We start from the raw sequence: 26,176 nt of genomic DNA on the forward strand, positions 1-26,176 counted from the left end.
GGCCGACTGCTCCCCCGAGCAATACTTTTCCCAAGTGATGTAACGAGTTAAATCTTTTTCGCCTCAAGTGCGCGGCGCTTTTCAATCGCCATCGGCGTTATCTGGGCATTGAGCGCCTTTTCTAGGCCCAACATAAAATACACTTCCGCCATCAAGAAGAATGGCCCAATTAATAGCTGATTTAAGTCATCCACAAAGGCAGGCTTGGCTTTTTCATATTGATGGCCGATTAGCTGAAACACCCAGCCCACCACAAATACCCCTAGGGCAAGCCAAGTGGCACCGGCGATATGTGCCGCCCATTCAGTCGTGAGCAGCACAGGAACCATAAATAAGATCAGCCCCATTGAAAGCCTTAAGTGCAAACGGACATAGTAGGCCGACACTAACACGCCGACAATCACGGCTAAACTGGTCTCACCCAGACTGCCAAGCGGAATACGTACAGTGGCCAGCAACAGGAAAGCAGACCAAATAATCAGTGGGATACCAATAAAATGGGTCTGAATATTACGCTGATTTAAGTGCACACTTTTGTAGGTCGATAACTGCTCTGCGGCGGATTTCATTCTGGGTTCCTCTTCATTTTCCCCTGCTCTTGCCTGCGCCAAATTGAGAGGCGCGCAAGCCATAAACTAACGTAAAACAATTAAGCTGAACAGCAAAAGTAAATAAATTGTTGCATTAACTGATTTGGCACTTATTTTGATACCCATCCATAAATGAAAAAAGGAACCCTGAGGTTCCTTCTTGATAGACGACAAACACAAAACTCGGGTTTATTGAGACTCTATGATTACCGTCGCAATCGCATAGGATTTTTCATCGGCAATAGAGATATGCCCAACCGTCGCTTTAAGCTGCTGTAAGCGCGTAAGCGCCCCTTCAGTAAAGTGAATCGTCGGCGCACCATCCTCATTGTTGCCAATGTGAATATGCTGAAACGACACGCCGCGGCCAATACCCGTACCGAGCGCTTTGGCTGCAGCTTCTTTGGCGGCAAAACGCTTGGCAAGATAACGGCTTGGCTGACTATGGGCAATATAAATGGCCAACTCAGCCTCGGTCAGCACACGTTTCGCCAGCTTGTCACCTGCGCGCGCCACATGCGCCTGAATACGCTCAATCTCGACGATATCTGTGCCTAGGCCGACAATCGCCATTACTCGCCTCGACGACCTTCAAGCATTAACACTTTCATGTCCTTCACTGCTGTCGCTAAACCGTCAATCGCGGCACGGGCGACAATCGCATGACCGATATTGAGTTCATATAACTCAGGAATCGCCGCAATCGGTTTCACGTTGTGATAATGCAAACCATGACCCGCGTTAACCACTAAACCTTTGCCATGGGCGTATTTGGCCATTTCGCTAATACGCGCTAACTCAGTGGCTTCTTCTGCTTCCGTTTTCGCATCGGCATAACAGCCAGTATGGATTTCGATAAGCGGTGCGCCAGCGGCAACAGCGGCATCGATTTGGGTTTTATCGGCATCAATAAATAAGGAAACTTGAATGCCCTCAGCGGCTAAACGAGTGACCGCAGCAGTGATTTTATCTAACTGCCCCGCCACATCTAAACCGCCTTCAGTCGTGACTTCTTGGCGCTTTTCTGGCACTAAACAAACATAGGTCGGCTTAATGTCACAGGCGATGTTAAGCATTTCCTCAGTCACTGCACATTCAAAATTCATGCGGGTTTTCAAGGTTTTTGCCAGCAAATATACATCGCGGTCTATGATGTGGCGTCTGTCTTCACGCAAATGGATAGTGATGCCATCGGCGCCAGCATGTTCAGCAACGGCGGCGGCATGCACAGGATCAGGATAACTGGTGCCACGGGCTTGGCGCAGAGTAGCAATATGGTCGATATTCACGCCCAATAAGATACGGCTCATCGGGAACTCCTTAATGTTTAACGCTGATATTGCGGCCTATTGTACTTAGGCTCACGCTAAAAAACAGGAGCTAGGGCGAATTATTCCCATCTATCTTAGTTGGTACGGCAGTGCTGACGAACAATTGTCGACTCAGTAGAGGTTTCGTACCAAGTAATGGTGTTAACAGGGAGCGCATCAGCAACTTAGCGCTTAAAAAATGTGCGTCGGTGAGTTGATTATCGTTAAGCGCCGTCAACATTGCGCCTTGATAGGCGTTACGCGCACGGGAGTTGAGCACAAATTGAAAGCCTAACTCAGGCACGAGCTGGTAATAATCTTCAGCAACCAGTGGTTCGCCCTGAGTATCGCGGCTAAGCGACGGCATAAAACCTAATTCCCGCAGCAAGGCGAGCTCAATATAACGCAGTTGGGATTGGCAAAACTTCGCGGCAAGGCCGACTAAGGCTTGATGATAAATGAGGAATAACTCTTCAGCGTTGTGCTGCACAGACAAAGTGCGAACCAATAACTCATTGATATACATGCCAGCAAACAAACTTTGGCCCGATAGAGGCACAGCAGGTGCAGCGGCTTCGACTTGGGTTAAGGTTTTTAATTCAGACTTACCGCTAAATTCGAAGATCAGCGGTTGAAAGGGCTGGAGAATACTCTTGATAGAGCGCTTACCGCTGCCGGTTCGGGCAACCACATCGACCCGTCCAATGCCGTCAACTAAGAGGTTAACTAAGACACTGGACTCTCGATACGGACGATGATGCAGAACATAGCCACGTTTCATCGGTAAGCGCGCTCGCTGGAATTAATGCTTAATCGTCGCCGTAACCTAAGCTACGCAGGGCGCGTTCATCATCGGCCCAACCAGATTTCACTTTCACCCACACTTCAAGGAAGACTTTATTATCAAACAAGGTTTCCATGTCTAAGCGGGCTTGAGTCGCAATAGTGCGAATACGTTCGCCCTTGCTACCGATCACCATACGTTTTTGACCTTCACGCTCGACGAGGATCAGGGCATTGATTTGATAAACGCCATTTTCCATCATCTTAAACTGTTCGATCTCAACCGTGGCATCATAGGGTAATTCATCACCTAGGAAGCGCATCAGTTTTTCACGCACAATTTCCGACGCCATAAAACGTTGCGAACGGTCAGTAACATAATCTTCAGGGAAGAAGAAAGGTCCTTCAGGAATCGATGCCGCTGCCAGCTCTAAAATTCGCTGGACGTTAGTACCCTTGCTGGCTGAAATTGGCAAAATTTCATCGAAAGGATATTTTTTGGCGACTTCTTCCAAATACGGGAACAGTGATTCTTTGTCTTTGATATTATCGACTTTGTTGATCGCCAGAATCGTCTGACGCTCTTCGCCGCCACGGCGTAACTTGCTGAGCACCATCTCATCATCGGCGGTCCACGTCATGCCATCGACCACGAAAATGACCATAGCGACATCGGCAAGTGAACTGGCCGCCGCGCGGTTCATCAGGCGGTTAATCGCCCGCTGCTCTTCAATGTGCAAACCCGGTGTATCGATAAACACGATTTGCTTAGGACCATCGGTATGAATACCCATGATACGGTGGCGCGTCGTTTGCGGTTTTTTAGAAGTAATACTCACCTTCTGGCCAAGCAAACGATTGATTAACGTCGATTTACCGACGTTAGGGCGACCAATGATCGCCACCATGCCACAATAAGTGACATCGTAATGGGCCGACGGCGTTGGCGCGGCCGCATTCATCCTTGCCAGTAACTCATCTAAACTCGGCTCAGTTGCCGCTTTTGCAGCATCGATACCTGACAAGTCTGTTTTTTTGGTCATTTCTTTAGTAACTCCAATACTTGAGCGGCCGCGATTTGCTCGGCTTTACGGCGTGAACTCGCCACACCAATGACGCTTTGGCTCAAGTCTTCAATACGACATTCAACGGTAAATGTCTGATCGTGGGCATCGCCTTCTATGTTGATTACTTGGTAATCAGGCAGCGGCTTTTTAAACCCTTGTAAATGTTCTTGCAGTAAGGTTTTTGCGTCTTTCTGGCTGATCCCGGGTTGAATTTCGGCCAAACGCTCGGCATACCATTTCAGCAGTAATGCACGACAAACTTCGAGATCGGAATCAAGGTAAACGGCGCCAATAATGGCTTCAACCGCATCGGCAAGAATCGACTCGCGTCTAAATCCACCACTTTTTAATTCACCAGGACCTAGATACAAATAATCGCCGAGCTTAAATTCTTGGGCGATGATCGTTAAGGTATCACCGCGCACTAAGGTAGCGCGCATCCGGCTTAAATCGCCTTCGGTCGCCTTCGGAAACTGATGATATAAAGCATCAGAAATCACAATAGATAAAATTGAATCACCTAAAAACTCTAAGCGTTCATTGTGTTTATTTGCCGCACTTCTGTGGGTCAACGCTTGAGTCAACAGCTCAATATTCTTGAACTCATAACTTAAAGTACGACACAAACGTGGCAAATTTTTAATCGGTTCCATGCTATTTAATTCCACCTACACGCTCAAAACGCACGCCGCTCGGTACCCAAGTTGGGAGGAAGTCGGCTTTTGAACGGTCAAATTCAAAACTAATCCAAATCGCTACCGCTTTACCAACAAGGTTTTCTTCTGGCACAAAGCCCCAGAAACGACTGTCGGTGCTGTTATCGCGGTTATCACCCATGGCAAAGTAATGGCCTTCAGGCACTAAAAACTCACCCGCGGGTAAATTACCTTCGCGCTTAAAATATCCCAGCATGTCGGGACGACTTGGGTTGATCAAAATATCGTGGGCGACTTCGCCCAGTTGCTCCGTGTAACGCAGTAATGGCACGCCATCTTGGCTGTAATCACCACGACTGATTTCAGTGCGGGCGATAACTTGTGGTTCTGGGCAATCTGTTTGCTCAACGCCACAGGCCTTCTGGATCATCAACTGCTTGTTACGGTAAATAATTCTATCACCCGGTAAACCGACAACACGTTTGATGTAGTCAATTTGCGGATTTTCAGGGTATTTAAACACGATCACATCACCGCGTTTTGGCTCGCCGGTTTCAACCAGTTTAGTGCGCCATACAGGATCTTTAAGCCCATAACTGAATTTTTCCACCAGAATGAAGTCACCTACTAAGAGGGTTGGCATCATAGAACCCGATGGGATTTGAAATGGCTCATATATGAATGAACGCAGAATCAACACAAAGGCAATCACAGGGAAAATAGAGTGCGCGGTTTCGACTATGGTCGACTCACGGATGATTTGGTACTCAGCTTCTTCGGTTAACGTCGCTTGCGAGGCCTTGGCTAACGCTAAACTCTCACGACGCTTAGGGGCGAATGCGAGCACGTCGACTAACCAAATAAGTCCCGAGATCAGGGTGATTAGCACTAGAATAATGGAAAAATACGCTGCCATTGCTTATTGAACTCCTGCTTTAAAATCATTTAAAGGTGCCTAACTCAGCGAATATCATACTTTAGTTAACTTACCGTATTCGACCTTGGTAAACCAAAGTGATAAACCAATACGATAACCTAACTAAAGCGCCGCAAACAGCGGCGCAATAGTCAACTAAATGGTCATTTCTTATGCTAACGATTACTCGTTTAGCTTAAGTACCGCTAAGAATGCCTCCTGTGGCACCTCAACGTTACCCACTTGCTTCATCCGTTTCTTACCCTCTTTTTGTTTATTTAAGAGTTTTTTCTTACGAGAAACGTCGCCGCCATAACATTTAGCCGTTACGTCTTTACGCAAGGCTTTCACGGTTGAACGAGCAATAATTTGACTGCCCACAGCCGCTTGAATCGCGATATCAAACATCTGACGCGGGATAAGCTCTTTCATCTTATCGACTAAAGCTAAACCACGGTGACGAATGTTAGATCTATGGATAACCATAGCCAAGGCATCGACTCTGTCGCCGTTGATGAGAATATCTAAACGCACCATGTCAGCGGGATCGAAACGAATAAAGTTATATTCGAGTGATGCATAGCCACGGCTAGTGGATTTCAAACGGTCGAAGAAGTCCATGACCACTTCCGCCATTGGCAGATGATACGTCACAGCCACTTGGTTACCGTGGTAAACCATGTTCACTTGCGTGCCACGTTTTTCAATACACAAGGTAATCACGTTACCTAAGTATTCTTTTGGCACTAAAATGTTGGCCTCAACAATCGGCTCACGCATTTCTTCGATGTTGTTAATCGCTGGTAAATCAGACGGGTTATCGACGTAAATCGTTTCACCGTTGGTCATCACCACTTCGTACACTACGGTTGGCGCAGTAGTGATCAACTCTAGGTTGTATTCACGCTCTAAACGCTCTTGGACGATTTCCATGTGCAGCAGGCCTAAATAGCCAATGCGGAAACCAAAACCGAGTGCCGATGAACTTTCAGGTTCAAAGAATAATGACGCATCGTTCAGGCTGAGTTTGTTCAGCGCATCACGGAAGTTTTCATATTCGTCGGTAGAAATAGGGAATACGCCAGCGTATACCTGAGGCTTCACTTTCTTAAAACCAGGTAACGGCTTTTCTGCACCGTTTTTGGCCAAAGTTAATGTATCGCCCACAGGCGCGCCGTGAATTTCTTTAAGACCCGCAATCACAAAGCCTACTTCACCGGTTTTAAGTTCGGTTTTATCAGTTTGTTTTGGGGTGAAAATACCGACGCGATCCGCAGTGTGGTTTTGTCCTGTAGACATCACCTTAAACTTGTCACCTTTTTTCAGGCTACCGTGTTTAATTCGCACTAAAGACACTACGCCTAGGTAGTTATCAAACCAAGAATCGATGATCAAGGCTTGCAATGGTGCGTTAGGATCGCCTTCTGGCGGTGGAATTTTGGCAACAATGACTTCTAAAACCTCGTCGACACCGACACCGGTTTTAGCCGAACAACGCACAGCATCCATGGCATCGATACCGACGATATCTTCAATCTCGGCAGCAACACGTTCTGGATCGGCTTGTGGTAAGTCAATCTTGTTTAAAATAGGTACCACATCTAGATTCATATCCAGCGCGGTGTAACAGTTTGCCAGTGTCTGAGCTTCAACGCCCTGACCCGCATCAACCACCAGCAAAGCGCCTTCACAGGCTGCTAATGAGCGCGAGACCTCGTAGGAGAAGTCAACGTGACCTGGGGTATCAATAAAGTTGAGTTGATAGACAAGGCCATCTTTGGCTTTGTAATCCAAAGTGACACTTTGTGCCTTAATCGTAATACCACGCTCACGTTCTAGATCCATAGAATCTAAAACTTGAGCATCCATTTCACGGTCGGTTAAACCGCCACAAACCTGAATAAGACGATCTGATAGCGTCGATTTACCATGGTCGATATGGGCAATAATTGAGAAGTTTCTAATTTGTTTCATTATGCTGCAATGACTAATACTGAAAATGGATACGGTTCAAAGGAGCGAAATTGTACCTGATTGCGGTTTCAATACCAATCACATTCACTCCTACTTAGGACAGACCGATAAAACAACGCCCAAAACCGCAGTTAGCTGTTATTTGATAAAAAATAACACATTGAAATTATTGAGCTAATTCTTGTAAATTGATGCTCATGCCCAAATAGGCCAAAATCACAGGTTGAGCATCGACTTCTAAGCGTTTGGCCTGTTGCTTACCAAAAGACCACGCAAGCAAGGCACCAACGGCCGCAAAGCCCATGGCACCGAGGTTAGGATTAAACTCAAGCAACTGGCCTAAAAATTGGCCTAACGCCGCGCCAACAAACAAACCAAACAGCGGCATTAAATAGATTAATGCCGCAGCTTTGAGGATTACGCTCTCGGGAAGTCCTAATTTGAGTAACTCACCCGCCTCGCAGCGGCGGTCACTCTGAATCGAAAATTGCTGGGTTTTCGAGGAAAAAGCCTGAGCCACAGCAGAAGTCCCGCAAGACTCACTGTTACTGCAGCTCTTGCAGGTACTCTTAAGTTCGACTTCAACCGTCAACCAGCCTTGGCTATCACTGGCGACGACTCGAGCAATTTCTTCCATCATAATCGGCGTCCTATTCTAGCGTCAGACTTTTAGCAATGCGTGTTAGGGTTTCTGTCGGCACTTTACCCACAGCAACCACTTCGGCATTACCCACTTTTTCTGAGACTAACGACAAACCATTGCGGGTGATTAATTCTTCAGGCAATGGACTCGTCCCCGCCCGCGCCACATAAACTGAAATATTAGCTAGTCCATCGGTCAGTGCTATGTATTCCACCGCCTCATGGCTACCAATCAATCTATGGTGATCACGCACGACCACAGTAAAACCTGCGGGTAACCAAGCAAATTGCCAGTTTTGACCGTCTTGGCGCTCGGCTTGATCGATAACTGCCGGCCATTCTTGCTTATAGGCTTCTTGCAAAATGGCTGGCGGCTCGCTGAATTCGATGAGTTCAATCACCATGATCTGCTCAAGCAATTGCTTATCTTGAGTCAGCATGTCGTATCGCAGCGGCAGATAAGTTTCCATATCAAGCCAAATTTGAAAGCCATAACGGAATTCATCATTGGGCAACAGGCGGATCATTTGCCCCGGGCGCCCAGCAATACGGGTGCGACCACCAAGCACAAACTGATAACCCACTTCTAAATCCGCCATATTGGCAGAAAAAGCGGCAGGCCAAACACCTTGAATATGATTAGAAACAATACTGTATGCAGGCTCGTCGTGCTCAATAAAAGTGACACGATTGCCGACACGCACAGCATTTTTAGGTGGACCGTTAAGGTATTCTAGAAAGGCTACTTCTTGATTATTCACTTTACCGTGCAGGTAAACCAAAGGCCGAATATGATCGGCCTGAAGTTGAATAATCGATGCTTTAAACTCTTTCTCTCGTAAGGCCTGACTCATTTTCTCGAGCCAGACTTTGGCAGGCATATCTTCCTGCGCCATCGCAGGAAAGACCAAGGCTAATAAAGCCAACAGGATTAGACGCAAGCTAACTCCTCGTTATTGATTGACCGGAACGGGTACGACCTCGGTATTGTCCTCTACAACCGCACCGGTATTCAATCGTTGTTGCAACATATGATCTTGAATATAAGTATTAATTCGGCGACGCTGCTCGTTCACCTGATCATTGGTATAACCTTGATTCTGTTGAACTGGACCCGTTTGTAGGCTCACAGGTGATGCGCTACCAATGAGCGGTCTGGTAATCAATACGGGCGATGGTGACGCGGCATCATCGGCGCTCTGATTGTAATTCTGCACACCGACAATCGCAAACATAGCAACCGTCGCAGCAATGGCATATTGGCCAAATTGCTTAAACAAAGGTACGACGCGGTTTTGCTGCGCATTGGCGGCAATTTGCGGGGTTACAGGTGCAGCAACCTTAGACGCATGATGCTTAGGCGCAACTATCGCTGGCTCAAGATCAATGGCGGCGGCAATGCTAGCAGAGAGATCTAACACAATATTCTGCGGCAACTCGCCACGCATGGCATCGCCTATCATATGATAGTTATGCCATTTATCATGTGAATGTGTATCAGCAGATAACTCTGCCATGGTCTGCGCATCAGTCTCTCCATCGACTGCGGCAGATACCCATTCTTGACCTAATTTATCCATTTTTCACCTGTCTAAATATAAGGGTTTCTTAAAATAAGAATTTAGGCTTCCAGCAACGGCTGGAGCTTTTTATCGATAGCCTCTCGAGCTCGGAAGATACGCGATCTTACGGTCCCTACGGGGCAATCCATGACTATGGCAATATCTTCGTAACTCATTCCATCAAGTTCACGCAACGAGATGGCCATTCGTAATTCTTCTGGAAGCGTTTCTAAGGTATCGAAAATCACTTTTTTGATTTCTTCCGATAACAATAGCCGTTCTGGGGAGGCGAACTCCTTCAGCGCGTCACTGCCTTCATAATATTCGGCATCTTCTGCATCAACATCATTTGCGGGCGTTCTGCGCCCCTGTGATACGAGATAATTCTTCGCAGTGTTTACTGCGATGCGGTACAACCAAGTATAAAATGCACTTTCACCGCGAAAGTTTGGCAAAGCTCGATAAGCTTTGATAAACGCTTCCTGTGCGACATCGGCAACGTCCGCTTGGTTCCGTACATAACGGGATATCAAGCTAATGACTTTACTTTGATATTTAAGCACTAACAGGTTAAAAGCGTTTTTATCACCTTGTTGTACGCGCTCAACTAATTGTTGATCACTTAATTGTCCACTCATCCGAGCCGACTTCTCCTAAATCTAAAATGCTGATTTCTCAGTCGCTCGAATCATATTCACTTATGTAGACTCGCGTACTTTGAAAAAGTTCTAAAAAATATACAAAAAAAGTAAGGTTAAAAGGAAAGTACCCATAATCCGTGAGTTGGTTTACCATAGTTGGCACTCTTCAGTCACATCATGATACCCGATGAAACAAGTAGTTGAACACCAATCTGACATATTAGTCATAGGTAGCGGTGCCGCAGGTCTGACACTAGCTTTGCATCTTGCTGAAAAAGCAAAAGTAATTCTGCTTTCAAAAGGCCCACTCTCGGAAGGGTCGACTTACTACGCCCAGGGCGGTATCGCCTCCGTCTTCGACGAAAGTGACACTATCGAATCCCATGTTGCAGACACATTAATCGCAGGTGCGGGTTTATGCGACAAAGACGTCGTCACTTTTACCGCTGAAAATGCTAAGAGTGCGATGCAATGGCTTATCGAATGTGGCGTTGCCTTCGATAAAGAAGAAACCACTGACGGTAATGCAAAAGACGCACCTTACCATTTAACCCGTGAAGGCGGCCATAGTCACAGACGTATTCTGCACGCTGCCGATGCCACAGGCAAAGAAGTGCAAACGACGCTACAAGAACGCGCACTCGCCCACCCCAACATTCAAGTTTTAGAACGCTATAACGCCATCGACCTCATCACCACCCGTAAGTTAAATCGCCCAGGTAATCGTGTGTTAGGCGCTTATGTGTGGAATCGTAACGAAGAACACGTCGAAACCGTCAAGGCCAAGTTTGTTGCGTTAGCGACCGGCGGTAGCTCTAAGGTTTATCAATATACTTCAAACCCCGATGTCGCTAGCGGCGATGGTATTGCCATGGCATGGCGTGCAGGTTGCCGCGTGGCGAATATGGAGTTCAACCAATTCCACCCGACGTGTTTGTACCATGCCGATGCGCGCAACTTCTTACTTACTGAAGCCCTGCGTGGTGAAGGTGCTTATCTGCGTCGTCCAGACGGCAGCCGTTTTATGCCGGACTTTGATGAACGCGCTGAACTCGCACCCCGTGATATCGTTGCCCGCGCCATCGACTATGAGATGAAACGACTCGGTGCCGATTGCGTGTATCTGGATATCAGCCATAAAGATGCTGACTTTGTGATGAAACATTTCCCGACCATCTATAGCCGTTGCTTAGAGCTGGGAATTGATATCACTAAAGATGCAATCCCTGTGGTCCCTGCCGCGCACTATACCTGTGGTGGTGTGATGACTGATATGCACGGTCAAACCGATCTCAATGGTCTCTATGCCATTGGTGAAGTGGCCTATACGGGCTTGCATGGCGCGAATCGTCTGGCGAGTAACTCGCTACTCGAATGTTTAGTGTTTGCCCGTGCGGCGTCACAGGACATAGAGAGCCAGCTGTATAAAATTCAAATGCCAGGACAAATTCCCGCATGGGATGAAAGTAAAGTCTCTAACTCGGACGAAGAAGTGGTCATCGCCCATAACTGGCACGAACTGCGGTTATTCATGTGGGACTACGTCGGGATTGTGCGCTCGGATAAACGTCTGGAGCGTGCTCTGCGTCGCTGCCTGATGTTACAGCAAGAAATTCAGGAGTATTACAGTAACTTCAGAGTCAGCAATAACTTGCTCGAATTACGTAACTTAGTGCAAGTGGCCGAGTTGATTATTCGCTGTGCCATGGAGCGTAAAGAAAGCCGTGGTCTGCATTTTAATATTGACCATCCAGAGAAATTAGACGCGCCGCGCCCAACAATTTTACTACCCGAAAAGTAACAGCTTAGGTTCTTATGTGCTTAGGCTCTTATGTGACTTAGTGATAAACAGACTAAATCTCGGTATGAGGTTTAGTCTGTTGTATTTTAGCCCGCAGCAACAGCCGACATAAATGCCGATAGTCAGTATCGTCTAGCATATCCGCCCAAACCATCAAGAGCCGCAACTGAGTATCCACTTCGATATACATCAAGCAAACAAAGGGGGTCACCCAAGTTCGCTTTAATACCTGAAAGTGCTCACCCGTTGACAAACGTCCCTCGCCTTTATCACTAAGCACAAAATCTAAACGCCAATGCTGCAGTCGCCACAACTGTGATAGCAAGAAAACACAAACTAGCAGGATAAACAGATATTTAAGCAGGGATAAGGCGAGATTATCGCTCTGGGGCCAGAGTAAAAATGAGCTAGAACAGACACAAATAAAAACGACCAACGAGAGTCGTTGGTCGAAGGAGGCTTTTACACTGAAACTATGGTGCCGGTCTTCCACGGACTTTCACTACCATGCGCGCAAGCTCAGCATCAGGGCACACTTCATGGCCCATAAACCAAGCAAACAATTCGGGATCTTCACATTCCAACAAACGGATAAACACGGTTTTATCTTCATCGGACATTTCTTGATAGAAATTTTCAACAAAAGGTTGAAACAAAACGTCTAATTCCAGCATCCCGCGGCGACATGCCCAGCGAACCCTTGCGATGTTCATTAATTCCAAGGTATTTCTCCCAACACAGATTTGGCATTAGTCTATCAGTTCAGTGACTAAAGTGTCGATTAACCCTTCACATTGGCTCACAAAATTAGCATTGTTTTACTTGCATATCGCGTCCCGCAAAGAGATCGCTGAAATCTGTATCTAACAAGCGCTTTACCGCAGGATGTTGGATCATACGTTCGGCAAACATCACATGGTATTCCTCTTTCACATCCGTGGTTTCACCGAGCAAATTCATCCCATGGGAAATCACTTCTTGGCGATAAATCGACGGCGTGACAAAAATCCCCCGTTTAAGGTAACCAAAGGCCTTCATCATGGCCGCATCGTCGAACTCACCCAAGATACTGACTTTAAGATTTTGCTCGTCAAACCAGCGATATAACTGCTGTCCAAGTGAGGTTCTGCGGCCGGGGATTAATAGCTGGCCTTGCTCTAAACAGGCGGGGAAATCAGCGCTATAAGTATCAGCGGAGAAAAAACTCACACCACACTCGCCCAACTTTTTAGATAAGATTTCGGGATACTTCAGTGATTCACCAGCACAATCGGAGAGGATCATATCCAGTTTATGCTCACGCAAACGCGCCATCAGGCTTTCGTGGGTCGCCTCATAACAAGCTAAATGCATAGAACTGTCATTGGGGACGACGGATAACAAAACACGGCTGACTAAGGCTTTAGACAAAGCATCGGCGATACCCACTTCGAAAAGCATGGCATCATCTTTTTGATAGTTAAGTAAATCGAGCATTTCATAGCTAAGACTAAACATCTTATCTGCGTAGCGAAATACCAACTCACCTAACTCAGTGGCTTCCAGTGTCCGCCCTACTCGCTTGAATAAACTGCCATTCAACCTGTCTTCTAGGGCACGAATTTGCCCCGTTATCGTTTGCGGCGTTAAACAGAGGGCTTCGGCAGCCTTAGCAACCGAGCCCTTTTTCTTAATCATCCAAAAATAATACAGGTGGTTGTAATTCAAGTGCAGCATGCTCATCCAGTGTGAATCGTCCCTCATACGCCCAAGGCACAGAGGGATTATAAATCTATTGTTTTAAATCAGTTTATTGCAAACGCTGGCAATCAAGCAAGTTTGTGACTATGCCTTGTAATTGCTCCAAATCAGTCGCATTACCCAGACTTACCGCTTCAGTGATACCTGACACTAAAACATGACGTTCAGGGATACGTTCAGCGCAATAGGTCCGATTCGCCTCTTGGAAACGTTTACCGCCGCGATATTTAAGCGCCCTTGATTCATAACCATTGGTTTCTAATCTCGCCCCTAAGGAATCAGATTTAAACATCAGAGCGCCATCCACTATCCCTTCAAGATAGCTTTGGCAAGTCTTCGAGTTCGCATCCTGATTACAGGCCGATATTTGCGATGCCGTCGCGGTTGTCGATAGACATAAGAGTGTTGCCATTCCCATTAATTTCAACTTTATCATAGTTATACTCCTTTATTAGGTAACACTTTTGATAACCAGAAATACCCAACTAACGCCGCCATAATCGAACCGATTAAGGTTCCTAGGCGTGCTAAGTCACCGTACATAGGGTCTGCATGTTCAAAGGCTAACGACGCAATAAACATCGACATAGTAAAACCAATACCGCACATGGCCGCGACTGGGGCAATTTGCTTCCAACCTACGCCATCGGGTAACTGAGCCAATTTAAGTTTCACCGCAATATAGCTAAACACCATCACACCAATGGGCTTACCTAACATCAGGCCCAGTGCAATACCGACAGGTACCGGAGAAATTAACGTCTCCAAATTCATATTGCCGACATAAACACCCGCATTGGCGAAAGCGAACACTGGCAGAATGAAGAAGGTGCTCCAAGGGTGCAAACTGTGCTCTAAGCCTTCTGAAGGTGAGCTGCCATCCTTTGCCCGTAATGGAATGCAGAAAGCGATGATGACGCCAGCCAGAGTCGCATGCACTCCAGACTTAAGTACGGCGACCCAAAGGATTAATCCTAAGATGCCATAGGGTAAAAGTGAGGTGACCCCTTTGCGGTTTAACCCAACTAGTCCCGCAATCGCTAAACTGGCAATCACTAAACTGATGGTTGATAGGTCGGTGCTGTAGAACAGCGCGATAATCACTATGACGCCTAAGTCATCGATAATCGCTAAAGCAAGTAAGAAGACTTTCAGTGAAACGGGAACGCGGCTCCCAAGCAGCGCCATAATACCTAAAGCAAACGCAATATCCGTCGCGGCAGGAATCGCCCAGCCCGCTTGTGTGACCGGATCGCCATAGTTAAACAGTAAGTACACCCCAGCAGGGACTAACATGCCGCCAATGGCTGCAAAGGTAGGCAGAGAGGCTTGAGCAACACTCGATAAGGCACCTTCGAGTAACTCACGTTTAACTTCTAAACCAATAAGCAAAAAGAATACAGCCATCAGGCCATCGTTGATCCACAGAATTAGCGGCTTATGAATATCGAGCTCGCCAATTTTAACTTGTACGTCAGTGCCTAAAAAGCCTTGATAAAGTCCAGATAAAGGGGAATTGGCCATCAGCATAGCTAAGGCAACAGCAACCAATAATAGGATACCGCCAGCCGATTCTTGGCTCAGAAAATTTCTAATTGCTTTTTCCATCGTGCACTCCTAAAAATCATAATGAATTGAGTGTAGACGAATTGTAACAACAAATATAATCGTAAGTTTCGACCTAACACCTCGGTTATTCCGAGGTATTGGTCGAGAAAATGCACGTTACACGGCGACAGGTGCTTTAATATGGGGATGTGGAGCGTAGTTTGTTAGCTCGAAATCGTCGAATTGATAATCAAAAATTGATTCAGGTCTACGTAAAATCGTCATGGTTGGCAACGGCATTGGCTCACGGCTTAACTGCAGTGCCGTCTGTTCCATATGATTAGAATATAAATGAGTGTCGCCACCGGTCCACACAAAATCACCTAAGGCCAAGTCACATTGCTGGGCCACCATCATAGTTAACAAAGCATAACTGGCGATGTTAAATGGCAAGCCAAGGAACACATCACAGCTGCGCTGATACAGCTGACAAGATAATTTGCCATCAGCCACGTAGAACTGGAAAAACGCATGACACGGCGCCAAGGCCATTTTATCCAGCTCGCCCACGTTCCAGGCAGAAACGATAAGGCGGCGAGAATCTGGCTGAGATTTTATCTGAGCAATTACTTGTGAAATCTGATCGATAGCATCGCCACTCTGGGTTGGCCAGCTACGCCACTGGGCACCATAAACCGGCCCTAAATCGCCATTATCATCGGCCCATTCATCCCAAATGCTGACCTTGTTTTCGCGTAAATAGGCAACGTTAGTTTCACCCTTCAGGAACCACAGCAATTCGTGGATGATAGAGCGCATGTGGCATTTTTTGGTGCTTACCAAAGGAAAACCTTTGCTCAAATCGAAGCGCATTTGATAGCCAAATACTGAGCGAGTCCCCGTACCTGTGCGATCCGATTTATCCACACCTTCGGCTAAGATGTGCTTCATTAAGTCTAAATACTGTTTCATTGCTGCTTACCTTGCTTACGAAAAATCAAGTACAAACCGATTAACACCATAGGAATAGACAGTATCTGCCCCATGGTCATCAATCCCCAGTAGAGTCCCAACTGTGCATCGGGTTGTCTCACCGTTTCAACCATAATACGGAAAATACCGTAACCGACTAAGAACATACCAGAGACGGCACCGACTTTATCGGTACGTTTACTAAACCAGTAAAGTAATAGGAATAGCGCCACACCTTCAAGTGCAAATTGGTACAACTGGGAAGGATGACGCGGTTCGGGTCCTCCTGTTGGAAACACCATGCCCCATGGCACGTCTGTGGTTCTGCCCCTGAGTTCACCATTAATAAAGTTACCAATACGCCCTGCGCCTAAACCGATAGGCACCACAGGTGCCACCATATCGGCGACCGCAAAGAAGGTGCGCTTTTGTTTCCAGGCGATATAAATCATCGCCGCTATCACGCCCATCAAACCGCCGTGGAAGGACATGCCGCCTTCGGAGATTTTAAATAAATACATAGGGCTGGCGAGGAAATAATCGAAATGATAAAAAAGCACATAACCGACACGCCCGCCCAATATCACCCCAAGAAAACCATAAAAGAGTAAATCTGACACTTGCTCCCGCGACCATACTCCCTTGGAGCGGTCAGCTTGTCGATTGAGCAACCACATAGCCGCAACAAATCCGACTAAATAGGTAAAACCATACCAACGCAGTGCAGGTTCAAAGGTTTGTCCAAACAGATTAAAGGGTCCAAATGATACGATCACGGGATCGATATTGGGGAAACTCAACGCCATAACACATCCATTAGCAGCCTCAAATAGAGGTAAACATAAAAACTAGGTCAGAATTAATTTAAAGCCGACACACAGCAATAACAGTGCAAATATCTTTTTAAGTACCGATGTTGGCCAAGTGCTTGCCGCTTTCACGCCAACAGGCGCCATCAGGACAGAAGTGATCACTAAACCGAACAAAGCAGGTAAAAAGATAAAACCTAAGGTGCCATAAGGTAACTCGGGCGCATTAAGGCCTGCGATGATATAGCCGAAACTGCCCGACAGGGAGATCAACAAACCCGTCGCCGCCGAAAACCCAACCGCGTAACGCATCTGCAGACCAAAGAAGGTTAAAAACGGCACTAACAATACTCCGCCACCAATTCCCATTAATCCTGCAATTACAGCGACGATTACAGCAACCACAAACAGAATAATTGAACTAGGTAATTCTCGGTTCGATTCAGTTTTAAGGGGATACGCCATCTGAATCGCCATTAAAATCACAAAAGCCGCAAAGCCTTGTTTAAGAGTTGCAGCAGGGATCTGTTCGGCAATGAAACCTGACATCAACGCACCGAGCACAATCCCAGGGAACATAGTACGAAACAATCCCCAGGGCACGTTCCCCCGCTTGTGATGCGCTCGCATTGATGAGATAGAAGTGAGAATAATGGCCGCCAGCGAAGTGGCAATCGCAATATGGGGTAATTGCGCAGAAGTAATCCCAACGGAAGGCAGAATATAAAGCAGCGCAGGCACTACAATCAAGCCGCCACCGATACCTAATAATCCCGCCATAAAGCCGACAAATGCACCTAAAGCTAAGCAAATAAAAAACACCGACAACAAACTATCCACACGAGTACCTACAGCGTGATAAATTGAGGGCCTTAGCTTAAAGCAAAAGACAAGATTAGTTAATTAAGAATTGTCGAGAGACCTTGCTGGTTTAAATATTCTTTAACCAGTTCCCGCACTTGAAAGCCGTTTGATAGGCTCAAGGCTTGAGCGAGCAATTGATCTAAATCGGCCCTTGCAACACGGCGCAATAGATAATTAATTCGCGCTAAACTGCCCTGATTCATACTCAATTGATCGTATCCCATGGCCACCAACAAAATGGCGCCCATAGGCTCGCCCGCGAGCTCTCCACAAATACTGATATCAAGTTTATGATATCGACAATCTAAGTGAGCCTGATGCAAAGCCCGCAGTATCCCCGGATGATAACTGTCAAATAACGAGCTCACCCGCGGATTGTTACGGTCAACCGCAAGCAAATACTGGGTTAAGTCATTACTGCCAACGGAAATAAAATCTACCCGTTTTGCCACATCATCCAATTGATACAACATCGCCGGCACTTCGAGCATAATGCCGATGCGTGGCATCACTATGTTGCTATTTACATCGTTTTTAAGTTCGACATAGGCTTGCTGCAGATATTCTAAGGATTGATCAATTTCATCTAAATTACTGACCATAGGCAGTAAAATACTTAATTGCTTACCATCTCCACCCGCCTGCAACATGGCCCGTAACTGCACCAAAAATAATTCTGGATGATCCAGCGACAAACGGATCCCGCGCCAACCAAGGAAAGGATTGTCTTCTTTAATCGGGAAATACGGCAAAGGTTTATCACCGCCAACATCCAAAGTGCGCATCACCACAGGTCGACCAGACGCCGCCGACAAGACCTGTTGATATACTTTCACTTGCTCAGATTCACTCGGGAAACGTTGTTGCAGCATAAAAGGAATTTCGGTGCGATACAGCCCAATACCGTCGGCACCTTCGGCAATTTCAGAGGCCACGCCGCTGAGTAAGCCCGCATTTAAATACAAACGAATACGTGAGCCATCTAAGGTAACAGAAGGCAGTGCTAATTCTTGAGCATACTGGCGTTGCAGCGCTTTTTGCGCCGAAATTAAGCTGCGATACTCACCAACAATCGCCGGTGATGGCGACACCAATAGCTGGCCACGGCTGGCGTTCACCACTAAGAGCTTTTGATCAATATTGGCGGATAACAGTTGTTCTACACCGGTAATGGCCGGCACACCTAAGGCGCGGGCTAAAATAGCGGCATGGGAGTTTACGCCGCCAAGCTCAGTGACAATCCCCGCAAGTTTCTGCCTTGGAAACTCAGCCAGCATAGTCGCATCGGCTTCGCGGGTAATTAAAATGACAGGTTTATCGGGTTCAAGCTCTAAACGCTCTGGCTCAATCAGCTGGCGTAATACTTTTTGGCCTAAGTCGCGGATATCGCTTGCTCGCTCCTTAAGATAAGGATCTTCCATCGCCAAAAATTGCTGAATGTAACGCAAGGACACTCGGCTTACCGCCGATTCAGCAGCCCAACCTAATTGCACCTCACGGGCGTATTCCCCCCCTAAACTGGCGTCATCAAGTAATAGCTGTAATGCATTGAAAATAGAGACGACTTCGTCATCTTGCTCGCGGTCAAACCGCTGAGACAAAGCGCCAATCGCTTCTTTACAGCGCACCATAGCCGTTGTTAAACGGCTCGATTCATAGGCAATATCGTCAGAGCGCACGTCGGGCTGCTCAAGGGGAATTTCTCCACCAAGCACAAAAGCATAGGCAATGGCGATACCATTCGACGCCGACGTACCTTGAAATAGAATTTGTTGGTGGTGGGAACTGACTTGAGCTTTTTGTTTTAAACCGCGCACCGCCATCGCTAACTGGGCGGCGAGTGTCATCAGGAAAGCTTCTTCACCTTCACTGAATTGGCGCGCACTCGCCTGCTGTACCACTATCACCCCAACCACCGCTTTCTGGTAGATGATAGGTACGGCTAGAAAGGCGCGGTACTCTTCTTCGGCGACTTCAGGGAAAAGTTTGAATCTGGGATGAAGCCTTGCATCCGCTAAGTTAACGGCCTCTTCCCGCTGGGCTGCGAGTCCGACTAAACCTTCGGTCAGTGGCATACGTACTCGACCAACGGCGCTTTTTTCAAGACCGTCGGTTGCAGATAACACCAGTTCTTGCTCTTCTAGGATATAGATGGAGCAACATTGGGTTTCCATCGCCGCTTTAGTCGATGAGACTAAGACTTCTAGTGCGGTTTCCAAACTGTGGGCAGATGCCACAGCCTGAGTAATATCCCTAAGCGTATTTAACACTGTTTTCAATCCTCTTTTGAAAATCAGCCCGTTGTTTTTTGCCTTCCCCGTTTCCTAGGTATTTCTAGGGTCTGGAATGACAATGCCGTTACCGCAAACTCTTTCATCACCTTACGATAAACATCACGCTTAAATGACACGACTTGCCGCACAGGATACCAATAACTTACCCAGCGCCAATCGTCAAATTCAGGATGCCCAGAGGAACTTAAATTAATCGCACTATCTTGGCTTTTCAGTTGTAACAGAAACCACTTTTGTTTTTGCCCAATACACACAGGTTTACTGTCTTGCCTGACTAAACGCTTTGGCAAACGATAGCGTAACCAAGAACGGGTCGAGGTTAGGATATGCACGTGTTCGGGTCTTAGGCCCACTTCTTCATATAACTCACGGTACATTGCCTCTTCTGCTGTCTCGCCATCATCGACACCACCTTGAGGAAATTGCCATGAGTGTTGACCGAAGCGTCTGGCCCACATGACTTGGCCATATCTGTTACAAATTATAATGCCCACATTTGCGCGAAAGCCGTCGCTATCAATCACATGGACTCCAAATCACATTAAATTTTAATAAACTGATTGTTTCATAAAGCTAGTCTCTCAGCAAACCTCTATTTCACCCTAGACATTGGATAAAATCACACTTAAAAGACATTTATCAACAAAGCTAGGGGATGAAATGCGGGGATATCCACATTTTCTGTGGATATCTCTGTTTGAAACTCAGGTGAACTTGTTATAACGCTCAAAAAACATCTGTTTACCGCCATTTAAATAATTTAGAGTTAAAACTTAATTAAAATTAAATTCAACAACTTAAATAGATACCTTCATTTTAAAATGGCAAAAAAAACAATAAAGCTCATTATTTAACCAGTCAGAGGTATTTCTATAGTTCTCACAACACTACACAACTTTATACACAAATAGTGTCCACAACTGTCCACAAAAGCCAGAATAAATGCCCTTTATTCGCATTGACTTGGGGTTTTTATTAGGTTAAGGGACGCATTTTACTGAGTTATCCATAATATCTGTGGATAAGTGTGTGGGGAACGCAAGGGAAAGCAGAGAGTAACTTTGAACACTTTTTTGCAAAACGGGGAGTAACTCAGATATAAAATTTAAAATCAGGCACTTAGTTCAAAAGCATTCGTTATAATTTTACCCGAACTTTGGCGCTCACTTTTCAACCGCCATTGCTAAGCGGTTATTTTTAAGTAAAATCCAACCATGAATCAAATTATCCCGCCCGAAAATCTCCCTGAGTTACTCGAACGCGCCCATCTGATGGCTGGCGTGAGTTTGGCGCAAATAGCAGCACAAAGAGGCTTAAATGTTCCCAAGGATCTTAAACGTGATAAAGGCTGGGTCGGCCAATTAATCGAAATGGAATTAGGCGCGACGGCGGGGTCTAAACCTGAGCAAGATTTTCTACATTTAGGGGTAGAACTTAAAACCATCCCCATAGATGCACAAGGGCGACCACTGGAGACCACTTATGTCTGCGTGGCACCGCTGTCAAATATCCAAGGGTTAACCTGGCAAAATAGCTTAGTCTGCCATAAGTTACAGCGCGTCCTTTGGGTACCCGTTGAAGGTGAGAGGCATATTCCTGTGGGAGAGCGCCGTATTGGCACCCCGATATTGTGGGAGCCTGATCCACAGGAGTTGCAATTACTGCAACAGGATTGGGAAGAGATCATGGAGCTTATCGCCCTCGGCAAAGTCGAGAAACTCACCGCACGCCACGGCGAAGTACTGCAATTACGTCCTAAAGCTGCCAACAGTAAAGCGTTAACGCAAAGCATTGCCGAAGATGGCAGCCTCAAAATGACCAACCCTAGGGGTTTTTATTTAAAGACCAGTTTCACCGCCATGATACTTAATAAGGTTTTTGGTTAATATTTAGTGACGATATAGACTTAGATTGATCCAGATCACAAATTTCACTGGCACTAAGGTGACTCTTTTCTATAAACTACGGCATTCTGAAATCACAGCCGTATTCGGATACCCATCACGCAGTGAGAGCACGTAGACAAGCAAAAAAACTCCTTTTTGCGATTTTAGCTTGGGCGATTGCCATGGCTGCATTCGTGTTTTTTCGATATGCCCAATCACCAGAACTGCCCCAATGGGCGGTAGGTTCGGCCGATCTCGCGACACTTGCTATCTATATGGGGATAATTTTTGGCAGCCTGCATTGGATGTCCAACGTTATTGCTGATTTCAGTGCTATCAATCGCCTCCCCTATGTGTTTTCTGTCATCTTTAAAGGCTTGTTTTTATTACTGGGGGCGACGACATTAGCTTACATGACCCAATTTTTGAATATGTGGGCCATCGAAAATCACATGTCGACCCTAAGACAAATGCTGACGGCGCACATTCTCTACAGTCCTTCATTCCAAGCATTGATCGTCTATCTGGTGGTCGTGCGAGTCAGTTTAGCCTTCGTTGAGCAAATGGCGCTGTTAGTTGGCCCACGTATTCTGCTCAACATTGGCCTAGGTAAATACCACAAGCCAAGGTACGAGCAGCGATTATTCCTTTACTTAGACATGGTCGCCTCGACCACACACGCCGAATCACTTGGGGATTACCGTTTTAGTCGCTTGATCCAAGATAGCTTTAGTTTGCTGTCGGATACTGTGACCAACAACGAAGCCGAGATTTATCGCTATATGGGCGATGCCGTGTTGATCCACTGGCCTTTAGAAGAAGGGATAGTCCACGACCGCTGCATGAATATCTATTTTGAATTTAGTCAGCAGCTTAATTGGCAAAGACGTTACTTTGAAGAACACTATGGCTTTGTGCCTAAGTTTAAAGCGGCGGCCCATTGCGGCCAAGTCGTAGCAGCGGTTGTTGGCGTGCAAAAACAAGAGATTAGTTTCTTTAGTGATGTGCTCAATACCCTAGCGAGACTGCAAGATCAGTGTAATCCCTTGGGGCAACGCATGTTGATCTCGGGCGCACTCGCGGGACGTTTAGATAATCCCAACACGCAATATCACCTATCGAATCTTGGTCCCGTCAAACTCAAAGGGAAACAACACTCCATCGAAGTGTTTGGCGTTTCCCCACTCTAATTTCTCATCATATTTAAGCGTTGAGTTGCATTAACACTTTTTGCAGTGACACTTTGTGCTGTTGCAGCCAGCTTATTGTGCTTCTTTGGTTAATAACTTTTGGATCATTAAACCTAAGGTGCGGAAGGTTAAGATCCGGCTGGTCGTTTGACGCCAGACAAGGCCGATATCACGGTAAGGCGCTTCACCCGGCGGCGTCATCACCACCAAATCAGTGTCATTCAAAATACCCGCATCGATTGCCATTTGCGGCAGGAATGTGGTGCCCAGCTTACTGTTCACCATCTGCACTAAGGTATGCAAACTGGTGGCGGCAAACGGATTCACTTTCGCGCTATCCCCAAGCTGACAGGCAGTGATGGCATGCCCCGTAATGCAATGCTCGCTTTGCAGCAGGAAAATACTCTCGTCTGGCAAGGCTTGGTAATCGATCGGCTGATGGATTTCTCCGGCTAAATCCTTATGGATCACCATTTTGAATGGATCTTTACCCACTTTCATACTGTGATAACCGCTGGTATCCACAGGCAAAGCAAGGATCAATAAATCCAGCTCACCCTTACCTAAGGCATCCAGCAAACGCTCAGTGGTATCTTCTTTCAGTAATAAACTCATCGCAGGATAAGATTGCTGGCATTGACGAATAACACGGCTCAATAGGAAAGGCGCAATCGTAGGTATACACCCTAAACGTATATCGCCTGTCATCGGCTCGCCTTGGTTTTTCACCAATTCTACCAAATCATCCACATCGGTGAGAATTTTACGGGCGCGCTGCACCACTTCTTCACCAATAGCGGTAAACATAAACGACTTATGGTCTCGCTCAATCAACTGATGCCCTAACTGCTCTTCTAAGTTTTGGATCCCACTCGAAAGCGTCGATTGGCTGACAAAACACACCTTAGCCGCGCGGTTAAAATTCTGCTCTTGATGGAGATTCACCAAATAGAATAAGTTTTTTAAGCTAGGTAAACTTTTCATTTTCTCGATTGCCATTAAGGTTATGAATTAAGAAATTAAATCTACTCTAGCATAACTGAAAGCCAATAACGCGGCATTAGATTTCAAGAGTGTGAGCCGAATCGACATTCAACCGATTAGCTGTAAAACTTAAGTGGGAGTAACAAACAAAGAGGAGAAAAGCACTCGCGGGGAAACGTAAAAGGCAACAAACTCAGCCGTCAAACTAACGCAATAACGAACCCAATAATCTAACGCAATCATTCACTCAATTGGGCGCAACAACAGATGTTATTGCTGCGCCTTAGCGTATCGATATCTTATGCTTTAGCTTGGAGGAACAACTTTAACTGTTGTAGATCCGCACTCGCATGTTCGACGATCTCAGCAACCCAAGCGCCGTGTTCAGCATCCCATCTTGGCTCTTCACCGTGTTGTAATAACTGGGCGATTTGCTGAATGCGTTTTAAACCTACCGAACCTGCGGCACCTTTAAATTTATGCGCTTCTGAACATAAGGTATCTCTATCTGCAGCGTCGTTAGCCTTCACTAGATTTCCTACATATTCAGGCATTAACTGCTCAAATAACACCACACTCTTTAGTAAAGTACCGGCACCAATGGCGCTACAGTACTGTTCGAGAGTATTGAGATCTAGGATTACTTCTAATTCAACTGTGGCCATGAGGCCTCCCTTAAGTGGTCCAATGCTTAAAACGAATTTATCACATGATACCCACTAAAACTGTCTGTGCAACTTATAGCGATATCCATGGTCAAATTCAGATTAAAATTAACAAAAAACAAACTAATAGTCGTAAGTAAACACTTACAAAATAATAGCGACGACATAGCATTTAAGGAGGAAATGTATCCCACTAACTTGCCTCTATCGTTGCGCTAATACGTGCCCTTGTCCACCATAAAGCTGTAAATTATCCACAATAGCCACCAATCCATCCCATCGATAGGCACACCAATCTGGTGCTAATAGCATAGGTTTTTTCGCATAAGCGGTGACGCGGTGGAAAATCACTTCCGCGGGTGTATGGCGGATCATCTCGCCGACACTGCGAGCATAATCTTCAAGACTCAGTAAAGGTAAGCGCCCACTTCGCCACGCCTTGGCCATAGTGCTGCCTTCGACGACATGCAAAGGATGCAGCTTCAAGCCATCAACGCCCTGCTGCAATACCGCCGCTAAGGTCACCATATAATCGCTATGGGTTTCATCGGGTAAGCCAAGAATAAGATGAGTGCACACCTTAAGACCGCGAGCTCTCGCCCTCGACACAGTGTCACAATAACAGGCGAAATCATGGCCGCGATTGATCTTGCGCAGCGTTTCATCTTTAGCGGTTTGCAACCCAAGTTCTAACCACACATCAACACCGTTTGCCTGATAACTTGCCAGTAAATCCAGTACATTATCTGGCACACAATCGGGGCGAGTTCCTACACACAAACCCACTATCTCGCCATCTTTTACGGCTTCATCGTACTTAGCCATTAACACCTGATACTCATCATAAGTGCTCGTGTAAGCCTGAAAATACGCAATAAACTTATCGGCTTGCGCCTGAGGCTTAGCCTCACGATAACGACTCTTACCCTGTTCGATCTGCTCGGTAATACTCAGCACATCAGCAGTTTGGTGGCTAAATGAGGCCACATTGCAGAAAGTACAACCTCCACGCCCCAAGGTGCCATCACGGTTGGGGCAAGTAAACTTGGCATCTATGGTGAGTTTTCGCAGTCGCGTACCATATCGCGCCTTGCAAACGGCACCAAAGGTGTTCACATATGCATCAAGCCCCATCAGAGCACCCACCAAATTTCATATCGCTTCATTGAGAATAACCAAGATAAAATCACAAATAGAAAAGAAAATACGTGAACAAATAGAAGAAAAAGCTTAGTGTAAACAAGGTAGCGAGAGGTTTCTTGGCGCTACATCAAATTCCCAC

At 46.3% G+C, this 26,176-nt stretch carries 28 protein-coding genes; 3 read left to right on the plus strand and 25 right to left on the minus strand.

Translation table 11 applies throughout. The features are described 5' to 3' along the window. Positions 1 to 47: 47 nt before the first annotated feature. The 12 genes from Q4Q46_RS01380 to rpoE form a co-directional block, all read right to left on the minus strand. Positions 48 to 569 (minus strand): Mpo1 family 2-hydroxy fatty acid dioxygenase, encoded by a 522-nt coding sequence (locus Q4Q46_RS01380; protein WP_311905040.1) that lies wholly within the window; start codon positions 567 to 569, stop codon positions 48 to 50. Between the two features lie 210 nt (positions 570 to 779). Further along, positions 780 to 1,163, minus strand: coding sequence for a holo-ACP synthase (acpS, locus tag Q4Q46_RS01385; RefSeq protein ID WP_259543807.1), 384 nt, complete (start codon positions 1,161 to 1,163; stop codon positions 780 to 782). Further along, the gene (gene pdxJ / locus Q4Q46_RS01390; RefSeq protein ID WP_311905041.1) at positions 1,163 to 1,900 is read right to left on the minus strand and encodes a pyridoxine 5'-phosphate synthase; all 738 of its coding nucleotides are present in this window, start codon (positions 1,898 to 1,900) and stop codon (positions 1,163 to 1,165) included. The genes acpS and pdxJ overlap by 1 nt, the downstream gene beginning before the upstream one ends. Positions 1,901 to 1,970: 70 nt before the next feature. Then, complete coding sequence (gene recO / locus Q4Q46_RS01395; RefSeq protein WP_220776556.1) at positions 1,971 to 2,681, minus strand: DNA repair protein RecO; 711 nt, start codon at positions 2,679 to 2,681, stop codon at positions 1,971 to 1,973. 28 nt (positions 2,682 to 2,709) lie between these two features. After that, positions 2,710 to 3,726, minus strand: coding sequence for a GTPase Era (gene era, locus Q4Q46_RS01400; RefSeq protein ID WP_006085067.1), 1,017 nt, complete (start codon positions 3,724 to 3,726; stop codon positions 2,710 to 2,712). Continuing rightward, complete coding sequence (gene rnc / locus Q4Q46_RS01405) at positions 3,723 to 4,403, minus strand: ribonuclease III (RefSeq protein ID WP_006080779.1); 681 nt, start codon at positions 4,401 to 4,403, stop codon at positions 3,723 to 3,725. The genes era and rnc overlap by 4 nt, the downstream gene beginning before the upstream one ends. Position 4,404: 1 nt before the next feature. Further along, the gene (lepB, locus tag Q4Q46_RS01410) at positions 4,405 to 5,322 is read right to left on the minus strand and encodes a signal peptidase I (protein ID WP_311905042.1); all 918 of its coding nucleotides are present in this window, start codon (positions 5,320 to 5,322) and stop codon (positions 4,405 to 4,407) included. 183 nt (positions 5,323 to 5,505) lie between these two features. Next, on the minus strand, positions 5,506 to 7,296 hold the full coding sequence (gene lepA, locus Q4Q46_RS01415; RefSeq protein ID WP_220592334.1) for a translation elongation factor 4: 1,791 nt from the start codon (positions 7,294 to 7,296) through the stop codon (positions 5,506 to 5,508). Between the two features lie 166 nt (positions 7,297 to 7,462). Next, complete coding sequence (locus tag Q4Q46_RS01420; protein WP_011846168.1) at positions 7,463 to 7,936, minus strand: SoxR reducing system RseC family protein; 474 nt, start codon at positions 7,934 to 7,936, stop codon at positions 7,463 to 7,465. Between the two features lie 10 nt (positions 7,937 to 7,946). Beyond that, the gene (locus Q4Q46_RS01425; protein ID WP_259215204.1) at positions 7,947 to 8,879 is read right to left on the minus strand and encodes a MucB/RseB C-terminal domain-containing protein; all 933 of its coding nucleotides are present in this window, start codon (positions 8,877 to 8,879) and stop codon (positions 7,947 to 7,949) included. A gap of 12 nt (positions 8,880 to 8,891) precedes the next feature. Next, positions 8,892 to 9,518: a sigma-E factor negative regulatory protein gene (locus Q4Q46_RS01430; RefSeq protein ID WP_259527067.1), complete on the minus strand. Its 627-nt coding sequence runs from the start codon at positions 9,516 to 9,518 to the stop codon at positions 8,892 to 8,894. Positions 9,519 to 9,559: 41 nt separating this feature from the next. Beyond that, on the minus strand, positions 9,560 to 10,138 hold the full coding sequence (rpoE, locus tag Q4Q46_RS01435; protein WP_006080773.1) for an RNA polymerase sigma factor RpoE: 579 nt from the start codon (positions 10,136 to 10,138) through the stop codon (positions 9,560 to 9,562). 190 nt (positions 10,139 to 10,328) lie between these two features. Here rpoE and nadB point away from each other — a divergent pair, with 190 nt between their 5' ends. After that, positions 10,329 to 11,942: an L-aspartate oxidase gene (nadB, locus tag Q4Q46_RS01440; protein ID WP_107946831.1), complete on the plus strand. Its 1,614-nt coding sequence runs from the start codon at positions 10,329 to 10,331 to the stop codon at positions 11,940 to 11,942. 52 nt (positions 11,943 to 11,994) lie between these two features. On the opposite strand, the gene Q4Q46_RS01445 is transcribed toward nadB, so the two are convergent. From Q4Q46_RS01445 to rppH, 10 genes are all read right to left on the minus strand, one after another. Further along, the gene (locus tag Q4Q46_RS01445) at positions 11,995 to 12,435 is read right to left on the minus strand and encodes a protein YgfX (protein ID WP_311905043.1); all 441 of its coding nucleotides are present in this window, start codon (positions 12,433 to 12,435) and stop codon (positions 11,995 to 11,997) included. Next, positions 12,416 to 12,664 (minus strand): FAD assembly factor SdhE, encoded by a 249-nt coding sequence (locus Q4Q46_RS01450; protein ID WP_006080770.1) that lies wholly within the window; start codon positions 12,662 to 12,664, stop codon positions 12,416 to 12,418. Before Q4Q46_RS01450 ends, Q4Q46_RS01445 begins: the two co-directional genes overlap by 20 nt. Before the next feature lie 85 nt (positions 12,665 to 12,749). Then, positions 12,750 to 13,658 (minus strand): transcriptional activator NhaR, encoded by a 909-nt coding sequence (gene nhaR, locus Q4Q46_RS01455; RefSeq protein ID WP_063884532.1) that lies wholly within the window; start codon positions 13,656 to 13,658, stop codon positions 12,750 to 12,752. Between the two features lie 73 nt (positions 13,659 to 13,731). Further along, positions 13,732 to 14,118, minus strand: coding sequence for a hypothetical protein (locus tag Q4Q46_RS01460; RefSeq protein WP_311905044.1), 387 nt, complete (start codon positions 14,116 to 14,118; stop codon positions 13,732 to 13,734). A gap of 2 nt (positions 14,119 to 14,120) precedes the next feature. Further along, entirely contained in the window at positions 14,121 to 15,290 is a 1,170-nt protein-coding gene (nhaA, locus tag Q4Q46_RS01465; RefSeq protein WP_006080767.1) for a Na+/H+ antiporter NhaA, read from the minus strand. A gap of 117 nt (positions 15,291 to 15,407) precedes the next feature. Next, complete coding sequence (gene thyA / locus Q4Q46_RS01470; protein ID WP_006085062.1) at positions 15,408 to 16,202, minus strand: thymidylate synthase; 795 nt, start codon at positions 16,200 to 16,202, stop codon at positions 15,408 to 15,410. Continuing rightward, complete coding sequence (gene lgt / locus Q4Q46_RS01475; RefSeq protein WP_311905045.1) at positions 16,199 to 17,008, minus strand: prolipoprotein diacylglyceryl transferase; 810 nt, start codon at positions 17,006 to 17,008, stop codon at positions 16,199 to 16,201. The genes thyA and lgt overlap by 4 nt, the downstream gene beginning before the upstream one ends. A gap of 42 nt (positions 17,009 to 17,050) precedes the next feature. Further along, the gene (locus Q4Q46_RS01480; protein ID WP_311905046.1) at positions 17,051 to 17,851 is read right to left on the minus strand and encodes a sulfite exporter TauE/SafE family protein; all 801 of its coding nucleotides are present in this window, start codon (positions 17,849 to 17,851) and stop codon (positions 17,051 to 17,053) included. A gap of 59 nt (positions 17,852 to 17,910) precedes the next feature. Then, positions 17,911 to 20,145 (minus strand): phosphoenolpyruvate--protein phosphotransferase, encoded by a 2,235-nt coding sequence (gene ptsP / locus Q4Q46_RS01485; protein ID WP_311905047.1) that lies wholly within the window; start codon positions 20,143 to 20,145, stop codon positions 17,911 to 17,913. A 23-nt stretch (positions 20,146 to 20,168) separates the two neighbouring features. Then, positions 20,169 to 20,693 (minus strand): RNA pyrophosphohydrolase, encoded by a 525-nt coding sequence (rppH, locus tag Q4Q46_RS01490; RefSeq protein ID WP_006080762.1) that lies wholly within the window; start codon positions 20,691 to 20,693, stop codon positions 20,169 to 20,171. Positions 20,694 to 21,383: 690 nt separating this feature from the next. On the opposite strand from rppH, the gene mutH reads away from it, so the two are divergent. Together mutH and Q4Q46_RS01500 are read left to right on the plus strand one after the other, a co-directional pair. Then, positions 21,384 to 22,055 carry a DNA mismatch repair endonuclease MutH gene (gene mutH, locus Q4Q46_RS01495; RefSeq protein ID WP_106649841.1) on the plus strand — a complete coding sequence of 224 codons (672 nt, stop codon included), beginning with the start codon at positions 21,384 to 21,386 and terminating at the stop codon, positions 22,053 to 22,055. A gap of 122 nt (positions 22,056 to 22,177) precedes the next feature. Next, a complete protein-coding gene (locus Q4Q46_RS01500; RefSeq protein ID WP_006080760.1) occupies positions 22,178 to 23,245 on the plus strand; it encodes an adenylate/guanylate cyclase domain-containing protein in 1,068 nt (355 codons plus the stop codon). 72 nt (positions 23,246 to 23,317) lie between these two features. On the opposite strand, the gene oxyR is transcribed toward Q4Q46_RS01500, so the two are convergent. The 3 genes from oxyR to mnmL form a co-directional block, all read right to left on the minus strand. Next, positions 23,318 to 24,229 carry a hydrogen peroxide-inducible genes transcriptional activator OxyR gene (gene oxyR, locus Q4Q46_RS01505; protein ID WP_086010628.1) on the minus strand — a complete coding sequence of 304 codons (912 nt, stop codon included), beginning with the start codon at positions 24,227 to 24,229 and terminating at the stop codon, positions 23,318 to 23,320. A gap of 299 nt (positions 24,230 to 24,528) precedes the next feature. Beyond that, positions 24,529 to 24,894, minus strand: coding sequence for an Hpt domain-containing protein (locus tag Q4Q46_RS01510; RefSeq protein ID WP_006080758.1), 366 nt, complete (start codon positions 24,892 to 24,894; stop codon positions 24,529 to 24,531). Between the two features lie 204 nt (positions 24,895 to 25,098). Beyond that, the gene (mnmL, locus tag Q4Q46_RS01515; protein WP_012088595.1) at positions 25,099 to 26,028 is read right to left on the minus strand and encodes a tRNA modification radical SAM protein MnmL/YtqA; all 930 of its coding nucleotides are present in this window, start codon (positions 26,026 to 26,028) and stop codon (positions 25,099 to 25,101) included. Positions 26,029 to 26,176: the final 148 nt, after the last annotated feature.

The organism is Shewanella vaxholmensis, from assembly GCF_031932135.1.
GTDB lineage: Bacteria > Pseudomonadota > Gammaproteobacteria > Enterobacterales > Shewanellaceae > Shewanella > Shewanella hafniensis.

What these genes read in the sequence shown, in the direction of transcription:
- Q4Q46_RS01380 (WP_311905040.1), bottom strand. Translation starts at nt 569, where the DNA reads ATGAAATCCGCCGCAGAGCAGTTATCGACCTACAAAAGTGTGCACTTA.
- acpS (WP_259543807.1), bottom strand. Translation starts at nt 1,163, where the DNA reads ATGGCGATTGTCGGCCTAGGCACAGATATCGTCGAGATTGAGCGTATT.
- pdxJ (WP_311905041.1), bottom strand. Translation starts at nt 1,900, where the DNA reads ATGAGCCGTATCTTATTGGGCGTGAATATCGACCATATTGCTACTCTG.
- recO (WP_220776556.1), bottom strand. Translation starts at nt 2,681, where the DNA reads ATGAAACGTGGCTATGTTCTGCATCATCGTCCGTATCGAGAGTCCAGT.
- era (WP_006085067.1), bottom strand. Translation starts at nt 3,726, where the DNA reads ATGACCAAAAAAACAGACTTGTCAGGTATCGATGCTGCAAAAGCGGCA.
- rnc (WP_006080779.1), bottom strand. Translation starts at nt 4,403, where the DNA reads ATGGAACCGATTAAAAATTTGCCACGTTTGTGTCGTACTTTAAGTTAT.
- lepB (WP_311905042.1), bottom strand. Translation starts at nt 5,322, where the DNA reads ATGGCAGCGTATTTTTCCATTATTCTAGTGCTAATCACCCTGATCTCG.
- lepA (WP_220592334.1), bottom strand. Translation starts at nt 7,296, where the DNA reads ATGAAACAAATTAGAAACTTCTCAATTATTGCCCATATCGACCATGGT.
- Q4Q46_RS01420 (WP_011846168.1), bottom strand. Translation starts at nt 7,936, where the DNA reads ATGATGGAAGAAATTGCTCGAGTCGTCGCCAGTGATAGCCAAGGCTGG.
- Q4Q46_RS01430 (WP_259527067.1), bottom strand. Translation starts at nt 9,518, where the DNA reads ATGGATAAATTAGGTCAAGAATGGGTATCTGCCGCAGTCGATGGAGAG.
- rpoE (WP_006080773.1), bottom strand. Translation starts at nt 10,138, where the DNA reads ATGAGTGGACAATTAAGTGATCAACAATTAGTTGAGCGCGTACAACAA.
- nadB (WP_107946831.1), top strand. Translation starts at nt 10,329, where the DNA reads ATGAAACAAGTAGTTGAACACCAATCTGACATATTAGTCATAGGTAGC.
- nhaR (WP_063884532.1), bottom strand. Translation starts at nt 13,658, where the DNA reads ATGCTGCACTTGAATTACAACCACCTGTATTATTTTTGGATGATTAAG.
- Q4Q46_RS01460 (WP_311905044.1), bottom strand. Translation starts at nt 14,118, where the DNA reads ATGATAAAGTTGAAATTAATGGGAATGGCAACACTCTTATGTCTATCG.
- nhaA (WP_006080767.1), bottom strand. Translation starts at nt 15,290, where the DNA reads ATGGAAAAAGCAATTAGAAATTTTCTGAGCCAAGAATCGGCTGGCGGT.
- thyA (WP_006085062.1), bottom strand. Translation starts at nt 16,202, where the DNA reads ATGAAACAGTATTTAGACTTAATGAAGCACATCTTAGCCGAAGGTGTG.
- lgt (WP_311905045.1), bottom strand. Translation starts at nt 17,008, where the DNA reads ATGGCGTTGAGTTTCCCCAATATCGATCCCGTGATCGTATCATTTGGA.
- mutH (WP_106649841.1), top strand. Translation starts at nt 21,384, where the DNA reads ATGAATCAAATTATCCCGCCCGAAAATCTCCCTGAGTTACTCGAACGC.
- oxyR (WP_086010628.1), bottom strand. Translation starts at nt 24,229, where the DNA reads ATGAAAAGTTTACCTAGCTTAAAAAACTTATTCTATTTGGTGAATCTC.
- Q4Q46_RS01510 (WP_006080758.1), bottom strand. Translation starts at nt 24,894, where the DNA reads ATGGCCACAGTTGAATTAGAAGTAATCCTAGATCTCAATACTCTCGAA.
- mnmL (WP_012088595.1), bottom strand. Translation starts at nt 26,028, where the DNA reads ATGGGGCTTGATGCATATGTGAACACCTTTGGTGCCGTTTGCAAGGCG.